The 15,755-nt window shown below is 41.1% G+C and carries 15 protein-coding genes and 1 tRNA gene; 5 read left to right on the forward strand and 11 right to left on the reverse strand.

Features of this window, described 5'->3' with window-relative positions; all coding sequences use genetic code 11:
* Positions 1-140 precede the first annotated feature (140 nt).
* From GKO22_RS09285 to GKO22_RS09310, 6 genes are all read right to left on the reverse strand, one after another.
* Complete coding sequence (locus GKO22_RS09285; protein WP_166334386.1) at positions 141-1,136, reverse strand: glycosyltransferase; 996 nt, start codon at positions 1,134-1,136, stop codon at positions 141-143.
* Positions 1,137-2,087 carry a glycosyltransferase family 2 protein gene (locus GKO22_RS09290; protein ID WP_166334902.1) on the reverse strand — a complete coding sequence of 317 codons (951 nt, stop codon included), beginning with the start codon at positions 2,085-2,087 and terminating at the stop codon, positions 1,137-1,139.
* A gap of 57 nt (positions 2,088-2,144) precedes the next feature.
* On the reverse strand, positions 2,145-2,768 hold the full coding sequence (locus GKO22_RS09295; RefSeq protein ID WP_166334388.1) for a DUF4199 domain-containing protein: 624 nt from the start codon (positions 2,766-2,768) through the stop codon (positions 2,145-2,147).
* Between the two features lie 10 nt (positions 2,769-2,778).
* Positions 2,779-3,447, reverse strand: a complete 669-nt coding sequence (locus GKO22_RS09300; RefSeq protein WP_166334390.1) for a hypothetical protein — start codon at positions 3,445-3,447, stop codon at positions 2,779-2,781.
* Between the two features lie 9 nt (positions 3,448-3,456).
* Positions 3,457-4,728 (reverse strand): dihydroorotase, encoded by a 1,272-nt coding sequence (locus GKO22_RS09305; RefSeq protein ID WP_166334392.1) that lies wholly within the window; start codon positions 4,726-4,728, stop codon positions 3,457-3,459.
* Between the two features lie 188 nt (positions 4,729-4,916).
* Positions 4,917-5,477, reverse strand: coding sequence for a UbiX family flavin prenyltransferase (locus GKO22_RS09310; RefSeq protein WP_116776421.1), 561 nt, complete (start codon positions 5,475-5,477; stop codon positions 4,917-4,919).
* Between the two features lie 337 nt (positions 5,478-5,814).
* On the opposite strand from GKO22_RS09310, the gene GKO22_RS09315 reads away from it, so the two are divergent.
* Positions 5,815-6,465 carry an ankyrin repeat domain-containing protein gene (locus tag GKO22_RS09315; RefSeq protein ID WP_166334394.1) on the forward strand — a complete coding sequence of 217 codons (651 nt, stop codon included), beginning with the start codon at positions 5,815-5,817 and terminating at the stop codon, positions 6,463-6,465.
* Here the strand turns inward: GKO22_RS09315 and GKO22_RS09320 are convergent.
* Together GKO22_RS09320 and ribD are read right to left on the reverse strand one after the other, a co-directional pair.
* A complete protein-coding gene (locus tag GKO22_RS09320) occupies positions 6,460-7,749 on the reverse strand; it encodes a DUF2851 family protein (protein WP_166334395.1) in 1,290 nt (429 codons plus the stop codon). The genes GKO22_RS09315 and GKO22_RS09320 overlap by 6 nt on opposite strands.
* A gap of 32 nt (positions 7,750-7,781) precedes the next feature.
* Positions 7,782-8,834: a bifunctional diaminohydroxyphosphoribosylaminopyrimidine deaminase/5-amino-6-(5-phosphoribosylamino)uracil reductase RibD gene (gene ribD / locus GKO22_RS09325; protein ID WP_166334397.1), complete on the reverse strand. Its 1,053-nt coding sequence runs from the start codon at positions 8,832-8,834 to the stop codon at positions 7,782-7,784.
* 62 nt (positions 8,835-8,896) lie between these two features.
* Here ribD and prmC point away from each other — a divergent pair, with 62 nt between their 5' ends.
* From prmC to GKO22_RS09340, 3 genes are all read left to right on the forward strand, one after another.
* A complete protein-coding gene (gene prmC / locus GKO22_RS09330) occupies positions 8,897-9,754 on the forward strand; it encodes a peptide chain release factor N(5)-glutamine methyltransferase (protein ID WP_166334399.1) in 858 nt (285 codons plus the stop codon).
* Between the two features lie 179 nt (positions 9,755-9,933).
* Positions 9,934-10,009: transfer RNA gene (locus GKO22_RS09335), tRNA-Lys, on the forward strand.
* Positions 10,010-10,256: 247 nt separating this feature from the next.
* Positions 10,257-11,489 carry a site-specific integrase gene (locus GKO22_RS09340; protein ID WP_166334401.1) on the forward strand — a complete coding sequence of 411 codons (1,233 nt, stop codon included), beginning with the start codon at positions 10,257-10,259 and terminating at the stop codon, positions 11,487-11,489.
* A 121-nt stretch (positions 11,490-11,610) separates the two neighbouring features.
* Here the strand turns inward: GKO22_RS09340 and GKO22_RS09345 are convergent, their stop codons facing one another.
* Positions 11,611-12,882: a hypothetical protein gene (locus tag GKO22_RS09345; RefSeq protein ID WP_166334402.1), complete on the reverse strand. Its 1,272-nt coding sequence runs from the start codon at positions 12,880-12,882 to the stop codon at positions 11,611-11,613.
* A 667-nt stretch (positions 12,883-13,549) separates the two neighbouring features.
* Between GKO22_RS09345 and GKO22_RS09350 the strand changes: the two genes are divergently transcribed.
* Complete coding sequence (locus GKO22_RS09350) at positions 13,550-13,882, forward strand: hypothetical protein (protein ID WP_166334404.1); 333 nt, start codon at positions 13,550-13,552, stop codon at positions 13,880-13,882.
* Positions 13,883-13,995: 113 nt separating this feature from the next.
* On the opposite strand, the gene GKO22_RS09355 is transcribed toward GKO22_RS09350, so the two are convergent.
* Together GKO22_RS09355 and GKO22_RS09360 are read right to left on the reverse strand one after the other, a co-directional pair.
* Positions 13,996-14,259 carry a hypothetical protein gene (locus tag GKO22_RS09355; protein ID WP_166334406.1) on the reverse strand — a complete coding sequence of 88 codons (264 nt, stop codon included), beginning with the start codon at positions 14,257-14,259 and terminating at the stop codon, positions 13,996-13,998.
* A 13-nt stretch (positions 14,260-14,272) separates the two neighbouring features.
* A complete protein-coding gene (locus tag GKO22_RS09360; RefSeq protein WP_166334408.1) occupies positions 14,273-15,745 on the reverse strand; it encodes a RagB/SusD family nutrient uptake outer membrane protein in 1,473 nt (490 codons plus the stop codon).
* Between the last annotated feature and the right edge of the window lie 10 nt (positions 15,746-15,755).

A 15,755-nucleotide genomic window follows, 5' to 3' on the forward strand; every position in this document is an offset into this window, starting at 1 on the left:
TTTCGCTTCTCCACACCGACAAATAGGAAATCTATTGATCGAAATAGCTCGTCCTTAACAGTTGTTAACAGACGGTCGGCAATGAGATAAATTGCCGACTTCAAGTTAAGAAGGATTCTGCTAAGATACAAGCTCCGAGCTTATTTCTGAAAGCAGATTTTATCCATATAATTTTGGATGAAGCCTGATCCATAGGCTACCAGTTGTACGTAAGCGGCTGGTACTGCATTTAGTGCAACTAATAGATCTTTTGTCGTGTTTAAAGCGTGGAAAAATAGCGCGATGGTATATAGGGATAAGAAGGCATAGCCTAGATAGGCGATTTGTACAAACAACGTAATACCTCCATAGGTCAACACATTCAACAATGTGAGCATCGCTATAACAACTAATCCGACCACGAAAACTGCCGGCAAGGCATGGACCCATTTTAACTCTTTTGGATAGATTTTGTAGATATCTATTCTACCTTTTCCGAAAAGGTAGGTTTGTCTGAAGAATTGGGATAGATCCGTACGTCTTTTGTGGTATACAAATGCTTCTGGTATTAATCCAACCTGGAAGCCTTCGGCAATCATTCGGATGCTAAACTCAATATCTTCCGATCTTCTGGAAAGACGAAAACCTTTCGTACGCTCCCATACAGCACGCGAAATGCCCATATTGAAACTGCGCGGATGAAAAGGTCCGATATGTTTTTTGTTTCCACGTATTCCACCAGTCGTCAGTGGAGAAGTCATGCTATAGCTGATCGCTTTTTGCATATCGGAGAAGGAAGCGTGCGCCGCATCTGGCCCACCAAATGCATCGAGCTGCTGTGCTTTGATGCCAGCAGCAACCTGTCGCAAGTACTGCGGTGGCACGATGACGTCAGAATCTAATACGATAAAAAAGTCGCCTTTCGCTTTTCCGAAACCATAATTACGTGCAAAACCTTGCCCCGTATTTTCGGTCAGGTAGTAATGCACATCTAAGCGATCGGCAAATGCTTGAACAATATCTTTTGCCTGAATGCGCGAACCATCTTCTACGATAATGATTTCGAAATCGGAATACTGCTGCTCGGTCAATGATTGCAACAGCTCGTGAATCTCCTGCGGCCTATTATAGAGCGGTATAATGATCGAGAAAAACATCTAAATAACTTGCTCGATATGATATTTATTGCGGTCGGATCCATTGCGGGATACCAGTTCTGCGATGAAACCCGTCAGGAAAAGTTGTGTACCCAATATAATCGCCACTAAAGACAAGTAAAATAATGGTTGATCCGTCACATTGCGATAGGGCGTGGCATTGGCTATGCTAGCTAATTTATCGAAGATCAGATATAGGGTAATCACGAAGCCAATTAAGAAACTCAGCACGCCAATCGGCCCAAAGAAATGCATCGGACGCTTGGCAAACTTGCCCACAAAAAAGATAGATGCGAGATCCAAAAATCCTTTGATAAAGCGACCTGGACCAAACTTGGTCGTGCCATATTTCCGGGGATAATGTTGTACGACCTGTTCTTGAATCTTGCTAAACCCCGCCCACTTGGCCAATACAGGAATATAGCGATGCATTTCCCCATATACTTCGATGCTTTTGACTACATCTTTGCGATAAGCTTTCAATCCACAATTGAAATCATGCAGATTGTGTATGCCCGACATACTTCGTGTCACAGAGTTAAACAATTTGGTAGGAATCGTTTTTGAAAGCGGATCATGGCGTTTCTGTTTCCAACCTGAAACGAGATCTGCCTGCTGATTGGTGATGCGATCGTATAGTTCTGGAATCTCATCCGGGCTATCCTGCAAATCGGCGTCCATCGTAATCACAACTTCTCCCTCTGCTGCTGCAAAGCCAACGTTGAGGGCAGCCGATTTACCATAATTACGCCGGAATCGGATTCCTGTAATCTTCGGATTTGATTCTTTTAGCTGTACGATGGTTTTCCAAGAGCGATCTGTACTCCCATCATCTACTAAGATCACCTCATAAGTAAATCCATGTTGCACCATCACGCGATCTATCCAAGCGGTAAGCTCAGGTAGCGACTCTTCCTCATTATACAATGGTACTACCACCGAAATATCTATGCTTACAGGCTGTAACATCTAGCAGAATAAATTATTTAAATACAAGAACAAAAGACCTTAATTTGTAGGACCTTGTGGAGCTTGCCAAGGGTGAGCATTATCCGCCGAATCATCTACAAATATGGGTTGCTCTTTTTTGAAGATGGCCGCTAAGATCAGCGCTAAAATAAAATACATGATTAGCGATACTGCCAAAGCTTGGATGAGATTAGCGAAAGAAAAAGTATACAATCCTTCTTTTTGCACCTCAAGTTGCTCCACGGTAGAATCGATCTGCTCATCCGGAAAACCCATAGATTCTAGTGATTCAATGGATAGGTTCATCATATTATCGATAGCGCGCTCTTCCAATGCAGGCATTACACGACTTACAATTTTCGAACCTACGGTGGATAACACCACAGATACTGCCAATACGATAAAGATATGGCTCAACGCGGTACGAAAATCCCAATAACCTCCCGCCTGACGACGCAATCTCACAGCAAGTAGGCAAGTGATCACCAAAGGAACGACATACACCAATAATATGCTCACGAAAGAAACGGTCATAATACCAGTCGCATTAGCACCGATAATCAGGGTGATAATACCTAATACGAAACTGATCACACCAAGAATCACTCCGTAGATAGCGGCTTGTTTCTTTAGATCTGTTGACTCTACGGGTATACTGCTCATAAAAATTGTTTTAGTTGTTGAATTGAATAATTAGTTGGTAAATAGCCAAATCTAATGATTTGCGATCACTTTGTTCTAAAAATTCTTCGATAGCGGCTTGATCCGGACGTGGCTCTGCGAAAAACGACATCAATGGATAGAAGATATCTTTAATCTCTTCTTCTATGTCAATCTTAGCGCCTACTTTCGCAATTTCTCCAAAGCTGCTTTCTACCAAAATTTGGTTTTTGATCACTTCTTCGTAAATGCGGTGTTCATCTTGGAATTCATCTTCCTCGACCAGTAAAAACTCCTTTAAGTAGTCATCCAAAGATGGCTCAACATCAGCATCTTCACACTCCTTTAGGTAAAGCAATACATTAAGCAATTCGCTACCGCGATCCAATGTATCTTCTTCAATAGCTTCCCATTCCTCAGAGTCTAAATAATCCTCTTCTAACTTCTGTACATCTTCGGCAAAGAAGTTAATCATCAACAAATCGAAGACGTACTCGCGCAGCTCTTCAAAGCGGGGATGATTGTCAAAAGCTTCATCCGACTTCGAAACTTTATCCATAAATGGAAGGTCCGCGTCAAAAGTTGCCCGAAGTTCGGTTTCAATACCGCTAAAATCTTGTTCTTCTACCGTAGCAAAATACTGTAGCGCATTGTGCAAGGCATTATTTACATGTGCATCCATATCGATGTATTATTTTGTGTTGCGTGTAAGTTGTTTATTATTGGCTGTTAGCAATACTTTACCAACGAGTTCTTGACCAAACCAAGGATTATTAGTTCCTTTTGATTGGTTGCTTTTCTGATCGTAACTCCATTTTGCTGTCGGATCGAATAGTACGAAGTTAGCGACCGCGCCTTCTTCAATAGTTGGCAAAGCCAATCCTACCACCTGACGTGGTCGAATAGCTAAAAATTCTACAATTTCTTCGGCCGATAGGCCAGCGGATAGTAACGTTGGCAACACGGTCTGCAACGAAGCAATTCCATCTGCTGCGATGTGAAACTCCACTTGCTTGAATTCGATCTCATGCGGTGTATGTTGTGATACCACGGCATCGATCGTACCATCACGTAAACCATCGCGTAGCGCATCTACATCTTGCTGTGTACGTAGAGGCGGACTAACTTTATAATTACTATCGAAGCTTGTGATAGATTCATCCGTCAGCAACAGATGATGTGCTGCTACATCGCAAGTTACGCGTAACCCATTTTCTTTCGCCTGGCGAATCAAGTCGACGCTTCCAGCGGTAGAGATTGTCGAGAAGTGAATGCGGGCATCGTGGTAAGCGGCTAATTTGATATTGCGCGATACCATTAGTTCTTCTGCAAGATTTGGAATACCTTTCATGCCGAGGTAAGTACTCACCTCACCTTCATTCATTTTGTTGCCACCGGCAATAGACTCATCTTGCGCAAAAGCCATGATTAAGCCATCAAATCCTTTAGAATACAACAATGCGCGGCTCATCAAACCTGCCTGTTGCACACTGCGATCACCATCGCTAAAAGCGATCGCACCAGCCAGCTTCATATCGTAAAGTTCTGCTAACTCTTCTCCTTGGCGTTTTTTGCTGATTGCCCCAACAGGATGTACATCGACTACTGCGCCACGACTTTGATTGACTATTAAAGCCACCTCGGAGCGTGTATAAATAGCTGGGTTTGTATTTGGATGGATCGCGACGCCGGTAAAACCACCTGCCGATGCGGATGCAATACCCGTCTGCAAATCTTCTTTGGTTTCTAACCCAGGCTCGCCAAAATTAGCATTCAAATCAAAAAAACCTGGTGCTATGTAGCTACCCTTGGCATCGATCACTTCGATGTCAGCACGATCAATGCTATTTTGCTTACCAATAAATTTGATGATACCATCCTCCAGCAATACATCCACCTCCGAAAGGTGATGCGCATGCTCGGGCGATAGCAACACTGCTGAAGTAATTAGAACAGTAGCCATGTATGTTTGTACGTGAATAGGTAATGTGGATACAACAATTTATTCACCATTTGATTAACTTGTATCAAACGGCTTCCAGATGTGATCTGGCTGCACTCAGGTAGATTTTCCAACTTCAAATATCTAAGTAGTGTCATTGGAGAACAAATGTACAAAATAGGATCAGATTTGCCTATAGCTATGCCAAATCAATTCCCCCACTGATAACCATTACTCGGCAAGTCGACTAAATTCAGTACGCGGTCAGTCACTGTTTTAATCAATTGCTCTAACGATTGCGGGTTGCTGTAAAACGATGGACTTGCAGGACAAATGATTCCTCCGGACTGCGTAATCGTTGTCATATTATTCAGATGAATCAGACTGTACGGAGTTTCGCGCGCTACCAATACTAGTTTTCGACGTTCTTTTAGGATCACGTCGGCAGCACGTGTAGTCAGGTCGTTAGAAATTCCTTGTGCAATACGCGCCATCGTTCCCATAGAGCAGGGACAAATAATCATCGTATCATAACCGGCCGAACCGGAAGCAAATGGCGCATAAAAATCATTGCGATCGTAAAATGTCACGGGATAATCCTGATAAGACTCATCGCCCAGCTCCACTTTCCATACGTCCTTGGCATTTTGCGACATGACCACACCAATAGCACTTACGTGCTCTTTCATCTGTACCAGACTATTTAATAAGACTTTGGCATACAATGCACCGCTGGCGCCAGTAATCGCAACAACTATTTTCCTGCTCATTCGTTTGATTTTGTATATCTTGGGATCAAAAATAAAAAAAAGGGCCGAATAAGAACTTAATCGACCCTACATCTACCTATGAAAAACATGCCCTTGGGAGGGGCATAACAAAAGTAGCTATTTTATAATAATAAACAATACGAATAACGACATTACATTACTTTTGTGGCGAAAAAACCACAATTTCAGTTAAAAAACATGGATTTATAATTTAAGTTATTATATCAAGCAATCGTTGCACTAATAACACATTTTCAACACTTAAAACAAATAGTTACGATATATTCATTATATTTAGTAAAAAATGAATTTTTCGTAAAAATTAATTTTTATTGCCATGAGCATCATTATTTTGGAGGAATATGTCGAAACAGGGAATATTCAAGACCTAGATATGCTATTATCTCGGCAGCCTGAACTACTTGATATGCTAACAAGTCACCAGGTTTCGGCTCTTTTACTAGCTTGCTATTACCGCAAAAACCAAATCATACAAGTCATTCTTAAATACCTCAAGAATATCAACATCCACGAAGTATGTGCATTAAACTATGCCGAACAATTGGAATTAATGATCGCTCAGAAACCTGATGTCGTCAATGAGATATCTACAAATGGTTTTTCCCCTTTAGGTATTGCGGCACATTTTGGCCACGAAACTATGGTAAGGCTTCTATTGAAACATCATGCCGACCCTAATATTTCGTCGCAAAATGGTTTCCATGTATTCCCTATACATGCCGCACTAAGCACTAACAATACAGCCATCGCAAAACTCCTTATCGAAGCAGGCACGGAGGTAAACGTTTCCCAACAAGGTGGCATTACGCCATTACATCTGGCGGCGCAACATGGCAATATCGAGATCATAATTATTCTTTTGGAGCAAGGTGCGGATGTGGCATCGCGCACAGGTCAAGGCCTGACTGCAGCAGACATTGCTTTTGATAAAGGTTTTAAAGAATTAGGAGAAATCTTGACCTTATGATCTAGGCCGACTCAACAAATGAATGCCAATAGCACAAGATAAACATTGCTTGGGCTCACAATATGCGCGATGCAACTGAATCAATGCTTGGCTATCCGCTGCATGTTGCGCTGATAAGCCAATTTTTAAAAAATGAGACGTGATGGTGTTTTGCTCCAAAGGTATTTGATTGAGCCAGTCTACGGCGCGCATCTGCATTAATTCATCGCCATGACGGTGCCCATAAGCATACAAAATTGGAACGAAGCAATTAATAGCAATGTGGTCTAGAAAAGTCGAAGTGATGCGCACCGCACGTTTTTTGATGCTTTTCCCAAAGTTATTATGCGTTAACCAATATGCCGAAGTGGATATACCTGAAAAATGCTGTTGCAAGGCACGAAGATCTTCTATGGATACGATCAACTGACAAATGCGCGTCATTTCCGAGAAAAAGGAAGCTAACTGTGCAATACGAACCGTCGGAAAGTTGGCTGGTCGCATACGCAAGAAGCGCCACTCCTGCGAAGACATTGGCGTGAGTTGATAAAGCTGCTGCAAATAAACATATTGATCACTTAACTTGGCGGCATAGCTGTCCGGAGGATCTTGCGAAAGCAAACCAGCTTGCCCAAAGAGTAATGCTTCTATTTCTTTTTGTTTTCCTTGATACCGATCCAAGATATTTGCTGGCAATGAAGCGATCAATTGTGAAAATGCATGCTTATTGACCCGCATACCGAATGATTCCGCAAATAACTGCTGCGTTACTTTCTCCCAATCATTTTTGTAGTGCACCAATAGCTGCGCTATTTCAGCTGCTTTCGCTTCAAGACGACTCTTCGCCATACGGTCCAGCATTTGGAGCTTAACAAGTAATGGGACGTCTTTTAGTTGATCGGCGCAAGGAATCCAAGCACGTGACTGCTGAAGAACGTGATGTTGCTTTAAAACATCTGTAGAGACATAATTTTTTAGTTGAAGCGTAGGAATGATACTACCGTCTTTCCGGCGTATTTCGCATTCATTTTCCCAAACTACGTGAAGGATTACATTGTCGTATCGCAGATCATCTTGATGCCGATGTGCAAACCAACTTTTTGCATCCCAGTGAATCTCTACATGACCCACCCACAAAAGATTATTGATGCGGAGCTTAGCGTGTAGAAAGTCAGGACCCGCGTCTCGATTGTAGATTCCCGGAGATAGAATTCGCACCTGTTCACCACCAACACATTGGATATCTGTATTGGCATAAAGCTGGCATTTCCACAAAACCTGTATTAATTCCTCCGGATATTTCACCTTTAAAATTAAACAAATTAATCAAAAAGAAATCAGGCTCTGCATATAATTTCCAAACTGTCGTTACCCACCTGCATTTTCTCTACAAGTCTGCCATTTACAGTTGGTGCCGGTAAGCCATTTTCCCATTCAAAATCAGCAGAAAATATCCGTGCCTCATCCCACAGCCCTGCATCGATAAACATTTGATGGGTCTTCGAGCCACCTTCGATAATGATGGATTGCACATCCATCAGATGCAGTTGATAGAGGATATTATGAGGCAAATAAAGATCAAAATTCTCTAATTCGATATACTTGACATGCGTGCTCCAATCGGTCTTCTTCGCATTGAATACCAAGGTCTCTACCTCTGCATTAAGAATCGAAGCATCAGCCGCCACGGAAAGATTTTTATCGATCAATACTCTCTTCGGATGACTTCCGACCCAATCACGTACGGTAAGGGACGGATTATCAATCAACGCGGTTCTAGTACCGACCAAGATCGCATCTTCTTCTGCACGCCATTTGTGCACCAACTGTTGGCTGGCACTATTAGAGATCCATTGTTGTTTGGGTTCGAGCGAAGCCAAAAAACCATTACTTGTCTGCGCCCATTTAAGAATCACATACGGTCGTTGCTGCTCCAAGCGTGTGAAAAATCGCCTATTCAACCATTGAGCCTCTTGCTCCAAAAGGCCTAATACAACTTCTATTCCGGCGTCCTGCAAGCGTTGCACTCCTGCCCCATTCACTTTAGCAAATGGATCTTGACAAGCGATAACGACCTTTTGCAATTGATAACGCGCCAACATATCGGCGCAGGGCGGTGTTTTCCCAAAATGAGCACATGGCTCAAGACTCACATAAATCGTACTGTTTTTGAGCATCTTTGCCGCATCAGTCTCACCGTATTTTGTGATTACTTCTTGAACGGCATTAACCTCTGCATGCGGACCACCATAAGGAGAGGTATAACCTTCCCCAACAATCTGCTGATCGTGCACAATCACAGCGCCCACCATCGGATTCGGACTTACCGTGCCGGCGCCCATTTCGGCCAATTGCAAACAGCGACGCATGTATAACTCATCCAGTATCATCCAGCAAATCTATCAAATACGCATCAATAATAATAAAAGAATCGGCTTTCGTAAGTTTGCATATGCAAACGCTACACTCCTTACGTACCATATTCGGTCAACGGCTCGCTGAGATTTATCCAGCTGAGGAAATAGACAGTCTTTTCTATATTGCCGCCGCCGAGACATTGTCTATCTCGAGACTTCAAGTGAAGATGAATTTGCACCATCCAGTGAATGATGCACAACTGGCCGAGTTTCATCGTGTGCTGAATGCGTTAAGGGAGCAGATGCCCATACAACATATTTTAGGTCACGCGCCTTTTTATGGATTCGTGTTTGAGGTAAATGAACACACCTTGATTCCGCGCCCGGAGACCGAAGAATTAGTAGACCTCATCACCAGGCAAGAAAAATACAGAAAGCGAGCACAAGTGCTAGATATTGGCACCGGAAGTGGATGTATTGCCATTAGCTTAGCAAAAAAATTCCCATATGCTAAGGTCGAAGCTATGGATATTTCGACCGAAGCCTTAGCCGTAGCGCAGCGCAATGCGGAGAAGCTGGATGCAAACGTTGTTTTCACGCATGGTGACATACTAAATCGGTGCAAATGGGAAGGTGAAAGTAAAAGTTATGATGTGATCGTGAGTAATCCTCCTTACATCACGCCTATGGAGAAATTGGAGATGAGTAACCAAGTGCTTGACCATGAACCGCACAGCGCTTTATTTGTGGAGGAATCCGATCCCTTGATTTTCTACCGCGAGATTGCAGCTTTTGCAGCACAGCATTTAGCGCCTGATGGTGTACTGTATTTTGAGATCAATCAATACCTTGCCGCCGAGACAAAAGCGATTGTAGAAACACGAGGATTTTCTCAAGTAAAGATTTTGGAAGATATTAATGGGGCCAAAAGGATGTTGTACTGCCGTAGATAGTACATTTCCGATGATCTTGAGTATTAGGATCAAAATAATTGATATTTTTTTCCAGCTGATAAACAATGATTTATTGCATAATAGCAGATTTTTTATGCTAATAATTTGGACTGAATGCATGATTTTTCTACTTTTGCATCACTTCAAACAACGAAGGTTACTTCGAAAATGAGAAGTTCGATTCCGTAGCTCAGCTGGTAGAGCATTACACTTTTAATGTAGTGGTCCTGGGTTCGAATCCCAGCGGGATCACCAAGAGTAACACTAAAAATCATTAAAACCCTGCAAATCAACAGATTGCAGGGTTTTTTATTTGGTATAAAGCACCAAAATATGCACTAAATAGCATATTCGTGGTGAGTCATTCGGTGAGTCATTGCTATTTTTAAAAAGACTCACCGAATAAGGGGCTAACTAATTGATTTCAAACAGGTTCAAATCGAAAACATCTTGTTAAAATAGTACTGCAAAGCTAATTTTGTTTCACCTTAACTCATCAGTTATGAAGACTAATTTTAGTGTACTCTTCTTTTTGAAGAAGTCAAAAAATCAAAAATTACAGAATCCATCCTTCATTTATTGGCGTGTCACGCTGAATGGAAAGCGCTGGGAATGTCCAACCGGAAAAAGAGCGTTTCCTGAACAGTGGAATGTTGAAGCTGGAAGGTTCTTAGGAAAGTCCCGACAAAGCAAAACAATAAACGCTTTTCTGGACAACTTGAATGCTAGATTGCATGCTATCAATCATGACCTTCGCATGGATGCAATCGATTTTGACATTACTACTTTCAAAAATCGATATTTAGGCATTTCAAATGCTGGTTACACATTATGTTACGCCATCGAGCTACACAATGAAAAAATGCAAACGTTGGTGCAACATGGTGAATATGCTATGGGTACGCTCAAAAGATATCAAGTACTTTTTAGGCATATCAAGAGTTTCTTAGAGCTAACTTACCAGAAATCCGATGTTGATCTGAAAGATCTAGATCAAACTTTTATCGATGACTTTGAATTCTATCTCAGGTCTATTAAGCTCAATGACATCAATACCTCCAATAAGCACCTAAAGAATCTTAAAAAGATCATCTTGATCTGCATTCGTTATAAGTGGATAGATGGCGATCCTTTTGATGGTCGCAAGCTTCAATCAAAACCTGTTAATAGAACTTTTTTAACGGCAGATGAATTACGCAGCATCGTCGATAAGGAACTTACGACACAAAGATTGGAACAGGTGCGCGATTTCTTCCTTTTTAGCTGTTATACGGGACTCTCCTACGCCGATGTACACAAACTGCAGTTGACAGATATTGGCGTTGGCGTAGATGGAGGAAGATGGATTTTCACCTACCGTCAGAAAACGGATACTCGGGTTTCGATTCCCCTACTACCTGTAGCATCAAGTATACTTGAAAAATATGCTGATAATCCTTGGTGTGTCAATAACAATCGCGCCTTGCCAATCTCCAGCAATCAAAAGATGAATGAATATCTAGTAGAAATTGCTGCTATATGCGGCATCAATAAGACTTTGGGTAACCGCGTAGCCAAAAGAACTTTTGCGACCACAGTAACACTCATGAATGGTGTACCTATAGAAAGCGTATCCAAAATGCTTGGTCATACTAATATTCGAACTACTCAGCTGTATGCAAAAGTTTTAGATAAGAAAGTGAGTGAGGATATGGCTCCACTGATGAAAAAGTTCGCAGTGCTAGCTGAAAAATAACGTCAGATTTCAAAATTAGTATATAGTTATTACTGTTCAACTTTGTTGCGATTAATAGGATAATCATTTACAATTAGCTTAGCAAGATTAATTGAAAATATTAGTATTTCGGTATTGAGTTTCAATTTAAACACAGGGGATACGATAACTTGAGATCTACGAATCGTTTATTGAGTTTGTCTTTTAAATAGGGTTTCCTTTCTAACATTCTTTTAACCTCATGTATTAGTTTATTAGGTGTAAAGTTGTCTTTAACAAAATTGTTATAAAGTATGACAATAGATTCGTCATGCCAATCAAAAAATTCTAGATATTGAACATACAGTGTAGACTTTTCATTAAGAAACATCCAGAATTTAATTCTTTGTGGACCGGAATACTTGAATAGAGTATCGTTTAAAACTTCTCCGTATCCAAAATATTTTAATGTTTCCTGATCTAGCTCGTTTAAATTGCTTCTACCCAAATTAACCACCAATTTATGCGCTTCCAAAATTTCGTCGGGGGGAATCAGTTGGTTCCGTAACAAGTATGCGTATACCGATATAACATCTCGACAACGCTTTAAATTTGTTTGCCAAAAGTTCCTAATTTTATAAGGTTGATCATAGAATATTTGGATATAGTTTGGGAAGGATGACATTATGCTGTATATTAAGTCATCTTTTCTAATCAAATATTTTACTAGTTCTAAAGTAATGTCATTTATATCCAGCTTCAAAATGCATATACACAAGTTAGTTTCCAAATCCCAGTCGAATGGATTCCATGCAAGTTTGAATATATCTTCTAAAAATTTTTCTAAATCAGGTTTATCAACTGCCAGGGGAATTTCTTTTACCAAATCGTCGACATCTGATCCATACTTAGTGTATCTTGTATCATAGTGTCTTGAAAATTTATTCAGCAAACTACCTACGCTTCCTTCTACACTTATTTTGTGGTAATTAGATTGAAGAAATGCCCAGAATAGTTCAACATGTCCGGAAGTTATTTCATTATCTTTGTTATGGGCACAATCATTTCTCCTATCTTTCCAATATCTTATCTGACTTCTCAGGCTATCGCTTATTTGGAAAATGGGAGGTCTTGAATCTGTTGGTTCTTTACCATTATTGCCTTTCATCATTAATGTATCAAATACAGTATTCTCCCAATTGTCCTCATTGGCGAGTTTCTTCAAAATATCTATCCATAGCCGCTCAGGAAAATTTTCTGGTTTGTTACAAACCATTAATCTTTCTTTAATAGCAATCATAAACCCTAGGTAACTCATAATCATGGCCGCATTATAAACAGAGGCTTTATAACATGTCACGCCTGAATTAAATAAGTGTTTTGCATGCAAGTTAGTAATTTGACCGCTGAGCCACTCTTCGTATTTTAACTTCATAAAAAAATATTTAGCTAAAATAAGGTATTGATTGCATATTATCTATTTCTGAACATTTGATCACGGCTCTTTCCGATTGTGTTTCAGTTGATCATTGAGGTTAACCAGTTAATTCCGAAATTACCGTACGCCGAAGGCTCTTTTTGGCTCTTTCTTTTGTGATTATCACTTTTTGGTTCGTTTCTGATTTCTGTATAGCAACCAGTTGTTTATCTGAGGTCTGTGCACCTCACATGCTTTTTAACGAGCAGCATATATCTACCCTTTTCTTAACATCTTAAATTCATTCGGTTGCGACTAATATGTATTTAAAATGTAATAACTCATATATGCCTTTCCTAGAAACTTTATTTTTAAATCATTTGGATAAATGATAGATCGCAAATATTTGCGATCATTTTGCCAATTATTTGCGACGTTTTCCCAAAAAATTGCGATCGCATGTCCCTAATTTTGAAATGTGAAGCGATAGGGATATCGCCCATATGAATCTAACCCTGTCAAATAACATGGATTATGACCACATTCAAAATATATCACAGAAGAAAGTTCGCGGTATTCCCGATCTAGGTCTACTGGACACTTCCGACCAGTAGGCCTTTTCAATATGAATTATATTTATGCTTACACAAAGTAAGCGATTGACAAACATTCAAAATTTTAAAAAATGAAAAATACATTTGTAGTGAAGACATCACTCTTCACATTAATATTAGCGTTAATTGCAATCGGAACGTTTGCATTTACCGCAGTGATGAATAAAACAGTTGCTTCTGCTACCATCCAAAACACCTTCCATTACATTGGAGATAGCGAGGCACCCAATGCATTTTCTGATGTGAGTAATTGGGAGCAAGGTGGTGGAGATGCCTGCGGATTCGAAGGTAATAAACCTTGCCAAATCACCGTCGAGGCGAACGACCTGAGTGAATTACAGGATTATCTAAGCGGCATGGACAATAATACCGTTTTGTCGCTTGATGATTCACGAAGACCGTAAGTTAATCATATAAATAGGTAGCATAAGGTCAGTACAAAATTGTGCTGACCTTATGTGTTTTTAAGTACACCTGTTCTAGATTTGGATCAATTCACTACTGGTTGACACAATATTTAACTTTCTCTGAATTCGAAGCTAGTAAAATTATTATGGCCAATAGCATGGATAACCTCCACTAGTCCTGCTCCTTTTTCCAGCTCCTTACTGATGGTCGATAGCATCCTAGCCACTTTTTCAATAAAGCACTGATCATCTACCGCGATCTCAACGCGCAGCAAACGCTCCAATAAATCCCGCTCCATAGAGTTCCACACCCTTAGCTCCGATTTATTCTCCAAGTAATGTATTACCACATTTTCTTTCTTTATAAAAAGCATATCTTCAATTTTATTAGCGTGGATTTTGCTGCATGCCTGAAAGCATAATCACTTCCTCAGGGATAGCAATAGCATACCGCGGATCATTTGGTGGTAAGCTGTGGCGCTGCCCATCCGCAAATCTCTCGAGTGTAATGTTAGCACCATCGCGGTTATATCTCTTAATGTCTGGCCATCTCAGTCCACGCATTACAAGCTCCTTTCTACGCTCACTTTTGATAATATCTATAGCGTGCTGCTGCTGGGAAAAGCTATATGGCACAAAACTACCCTGCTTATAACGTTTAACTAGCAGTTGGTTTAGCACATTTGCAGCTTGCTCCAGATTGTTGACTTGCGCGTAACATTCAGCCTTCATCAATAACACCTCACCTGAGCTTAATCCCGGAGTAATAGTCATTGAGCCGGTATGTGCTCCTCGAAAAAAGTAGGTACCGCTGGGGTTAGGTCGGAAGTAAACTGTTTTCCTTAAATCGTTTTCATCATACGATTCATAAAGGGTAGTATCTATTTTAGCAACCGTTGTATTTAGTGGCGCCGCCAGCAGTGCGTTTGTTCTAAGCAAGATCTCTTGGCTAGTATTTGCTGTTACAGGGATTGGATACAGCCTGCTGGCATCAATGGTATTGAAATCGATCAAATTTAGCATGGAGGCATCGATCTTCTCTAGGTACGCCAGCGCTGCTTCATAGTTACCCATATACAGATGTACTCTGGCAAGCATTCCCAGCGCTACGGTCTTAGTAGGCTGGGTCTTACCCAGCTGCCGCTCAGCAAGAAGCCCAAGCGCCTGCTGCATATCTTCTAAGATCTTTTGATAGGTTTGCCCTAGCGTGGATCGCGACGAGGGAATATTTGGATCAGGATCCAGTTTTAGTACAATCCCTAGATCACTGCTGGCTGTAGCCGCTGAGTATGCTACGCACCAAGTTTGAGCAGCATCTAGAAAACGTACCGCACGCATCATCAGTGCCTGCCCACGCACATTGTCGACCTCTGAGCCCGAGAGATCGTTATCCGCGATTCCCTTAAGCACCAAATTGCAGATGTTCACCCCGCGGTAACAGTTGTACCACTCATCCCCTGCTGAGCTTTGTGGCCTAGCCACAAAGTCTGGCTGCCAGGTGTATAATCTTCGATCAGTCTCGTAGTAAAGTCTTCGTAGATCAGCGTCCGTTAAGTAGAAATCATCTGAGCTTACTTCTCCCGCTGAGGCGAATTCATTGTTAAGCTGAGAAAAATTATCCATCATCGCCTGAAAATCTTCTACAGTTGTGGGAACCGTGAGCCTCCCATCTGCCTTTTGCTCTAAAAAGCTGGAGCACCCCACCAGTATACTGATGATAAGTATTGCTAGTATTGAGGCTAATCCTTTTGCTGAAAATTGGCTTTTAAAGGGATTATGGAAAGTACCCCTTTTACGTACTGTCTGGCTATTGTGGTTTTTAGTGCGCTCACTATTTAATAAAGCTTTATTATGTCTCATTGTCGTGCTG

Source organism: Sphingobacterium chungjuense (assembly GCF_011316935.1).
Lineage (GTDB): Bacteria > Bacteroidota > Bacteroidia > Sphingobacteriales > Sphingobacteriaceae > Sphingobacterium > Sphingobacterium chungjuense.

What these genes read in the sequence shown, in the direction of transcription:
- GKO22_RS09285 (WP_166334386.1), bottom strand. Translation starts at nt 1,136, where the DNA reads ATGTTTTTCTCGATCATTATACCGCTCTATAATAGGCCGCAGGAGATT.
- GKO22_RS09295 (WP_166334388.1), bottom strand. Translation starts at nt 2,768, where the DNA reads ATGAGCAGTATACCCGTAGAGTCAACAGATCTAAAGAAACAAGCCGCT.
- GKO22_RS09300 (WP_166334390.1), bottom strand. Translation starts at nt 3,447, where the DNA reads ATGGATGCACATGTAAATAATGCCTTGCACAATGCGCTACAGTATTTT.
- GKO22_RS09305 (WP_166334392.1), bottom strand. Translation starts at nt 4,728, where the DNA reads ATGGCTACTGTTCTAATTACTTCAGCAGTGTTGCTATCGCCCGAGCAT.
- GKO22_RS09310 (WP_116776421.1), bottom strand. Translation starts at nt 5,477, where the DNA reads ATGAGCAGGAAAATAGTTGTTGCGATTACTGGCGCCAGCGGTGCATTG.
- GKO22_RS09315 (WP_166334394.1), top strand. Translation starts at nt 5,815, where the DNA reads ATGAGCATCATTATTTTGGAGGAATATGTCGAAACAGGGAATATTCAA.
- ribD (WP_166334397.1), bottom strand. Translation starts at nt 8,834, where the DNA reads ATGATACTGGATGAGTTATACATGCGTCGCTGTTTGCAATTGGCCGAA.
- prmC (WP_166334399.1), top strand. Translation starts at nt 8,897, where the DNA reads ATGCAAACGCTACACTCCTTACGTACCATATTCGGTCAACGGCTCGCT.
- GKO22_RS09340 (WP_166334401.1), top strand. Translation starts at nt 10,257, where the DNA reads ATGAAGACTAATTTTAGTGTACTCTTCTTTTTGAAGAAGTCAAAAAAT.
- GKO22_RS09345 (WP_166334402.1), bottom strand. Translation starts at nt 12,882, where the DNA reads ATGAAGTTAAAATACGAAGAGTGGCTCAGCGGTCAAATTACTAACTTG.
- GKO22_RS09350 (WP_166334404.1), top strand. Translation starts at nt 13,550, where the DNA reads ATGAAAAATACATTTGTAGTGAAGACATCACTCTTCACATTAATATTA.
- GKO22_RS09355 (WP_166334406.1), bottom strand. Translation starts at nt 14,259, where the DNA reads ATGCTTTTTATAAAGAAAGAAAATGTGGTAATACATTACTTGGAGAAT.
- GKO22_RS09360 (WP_166334408.1), bottom strand. Translation starts at nt 15,745, where the DNA reads ATGAGACATAATAAAGCTTTATTAAATAGTGAGCGCACTAAAAACCAC.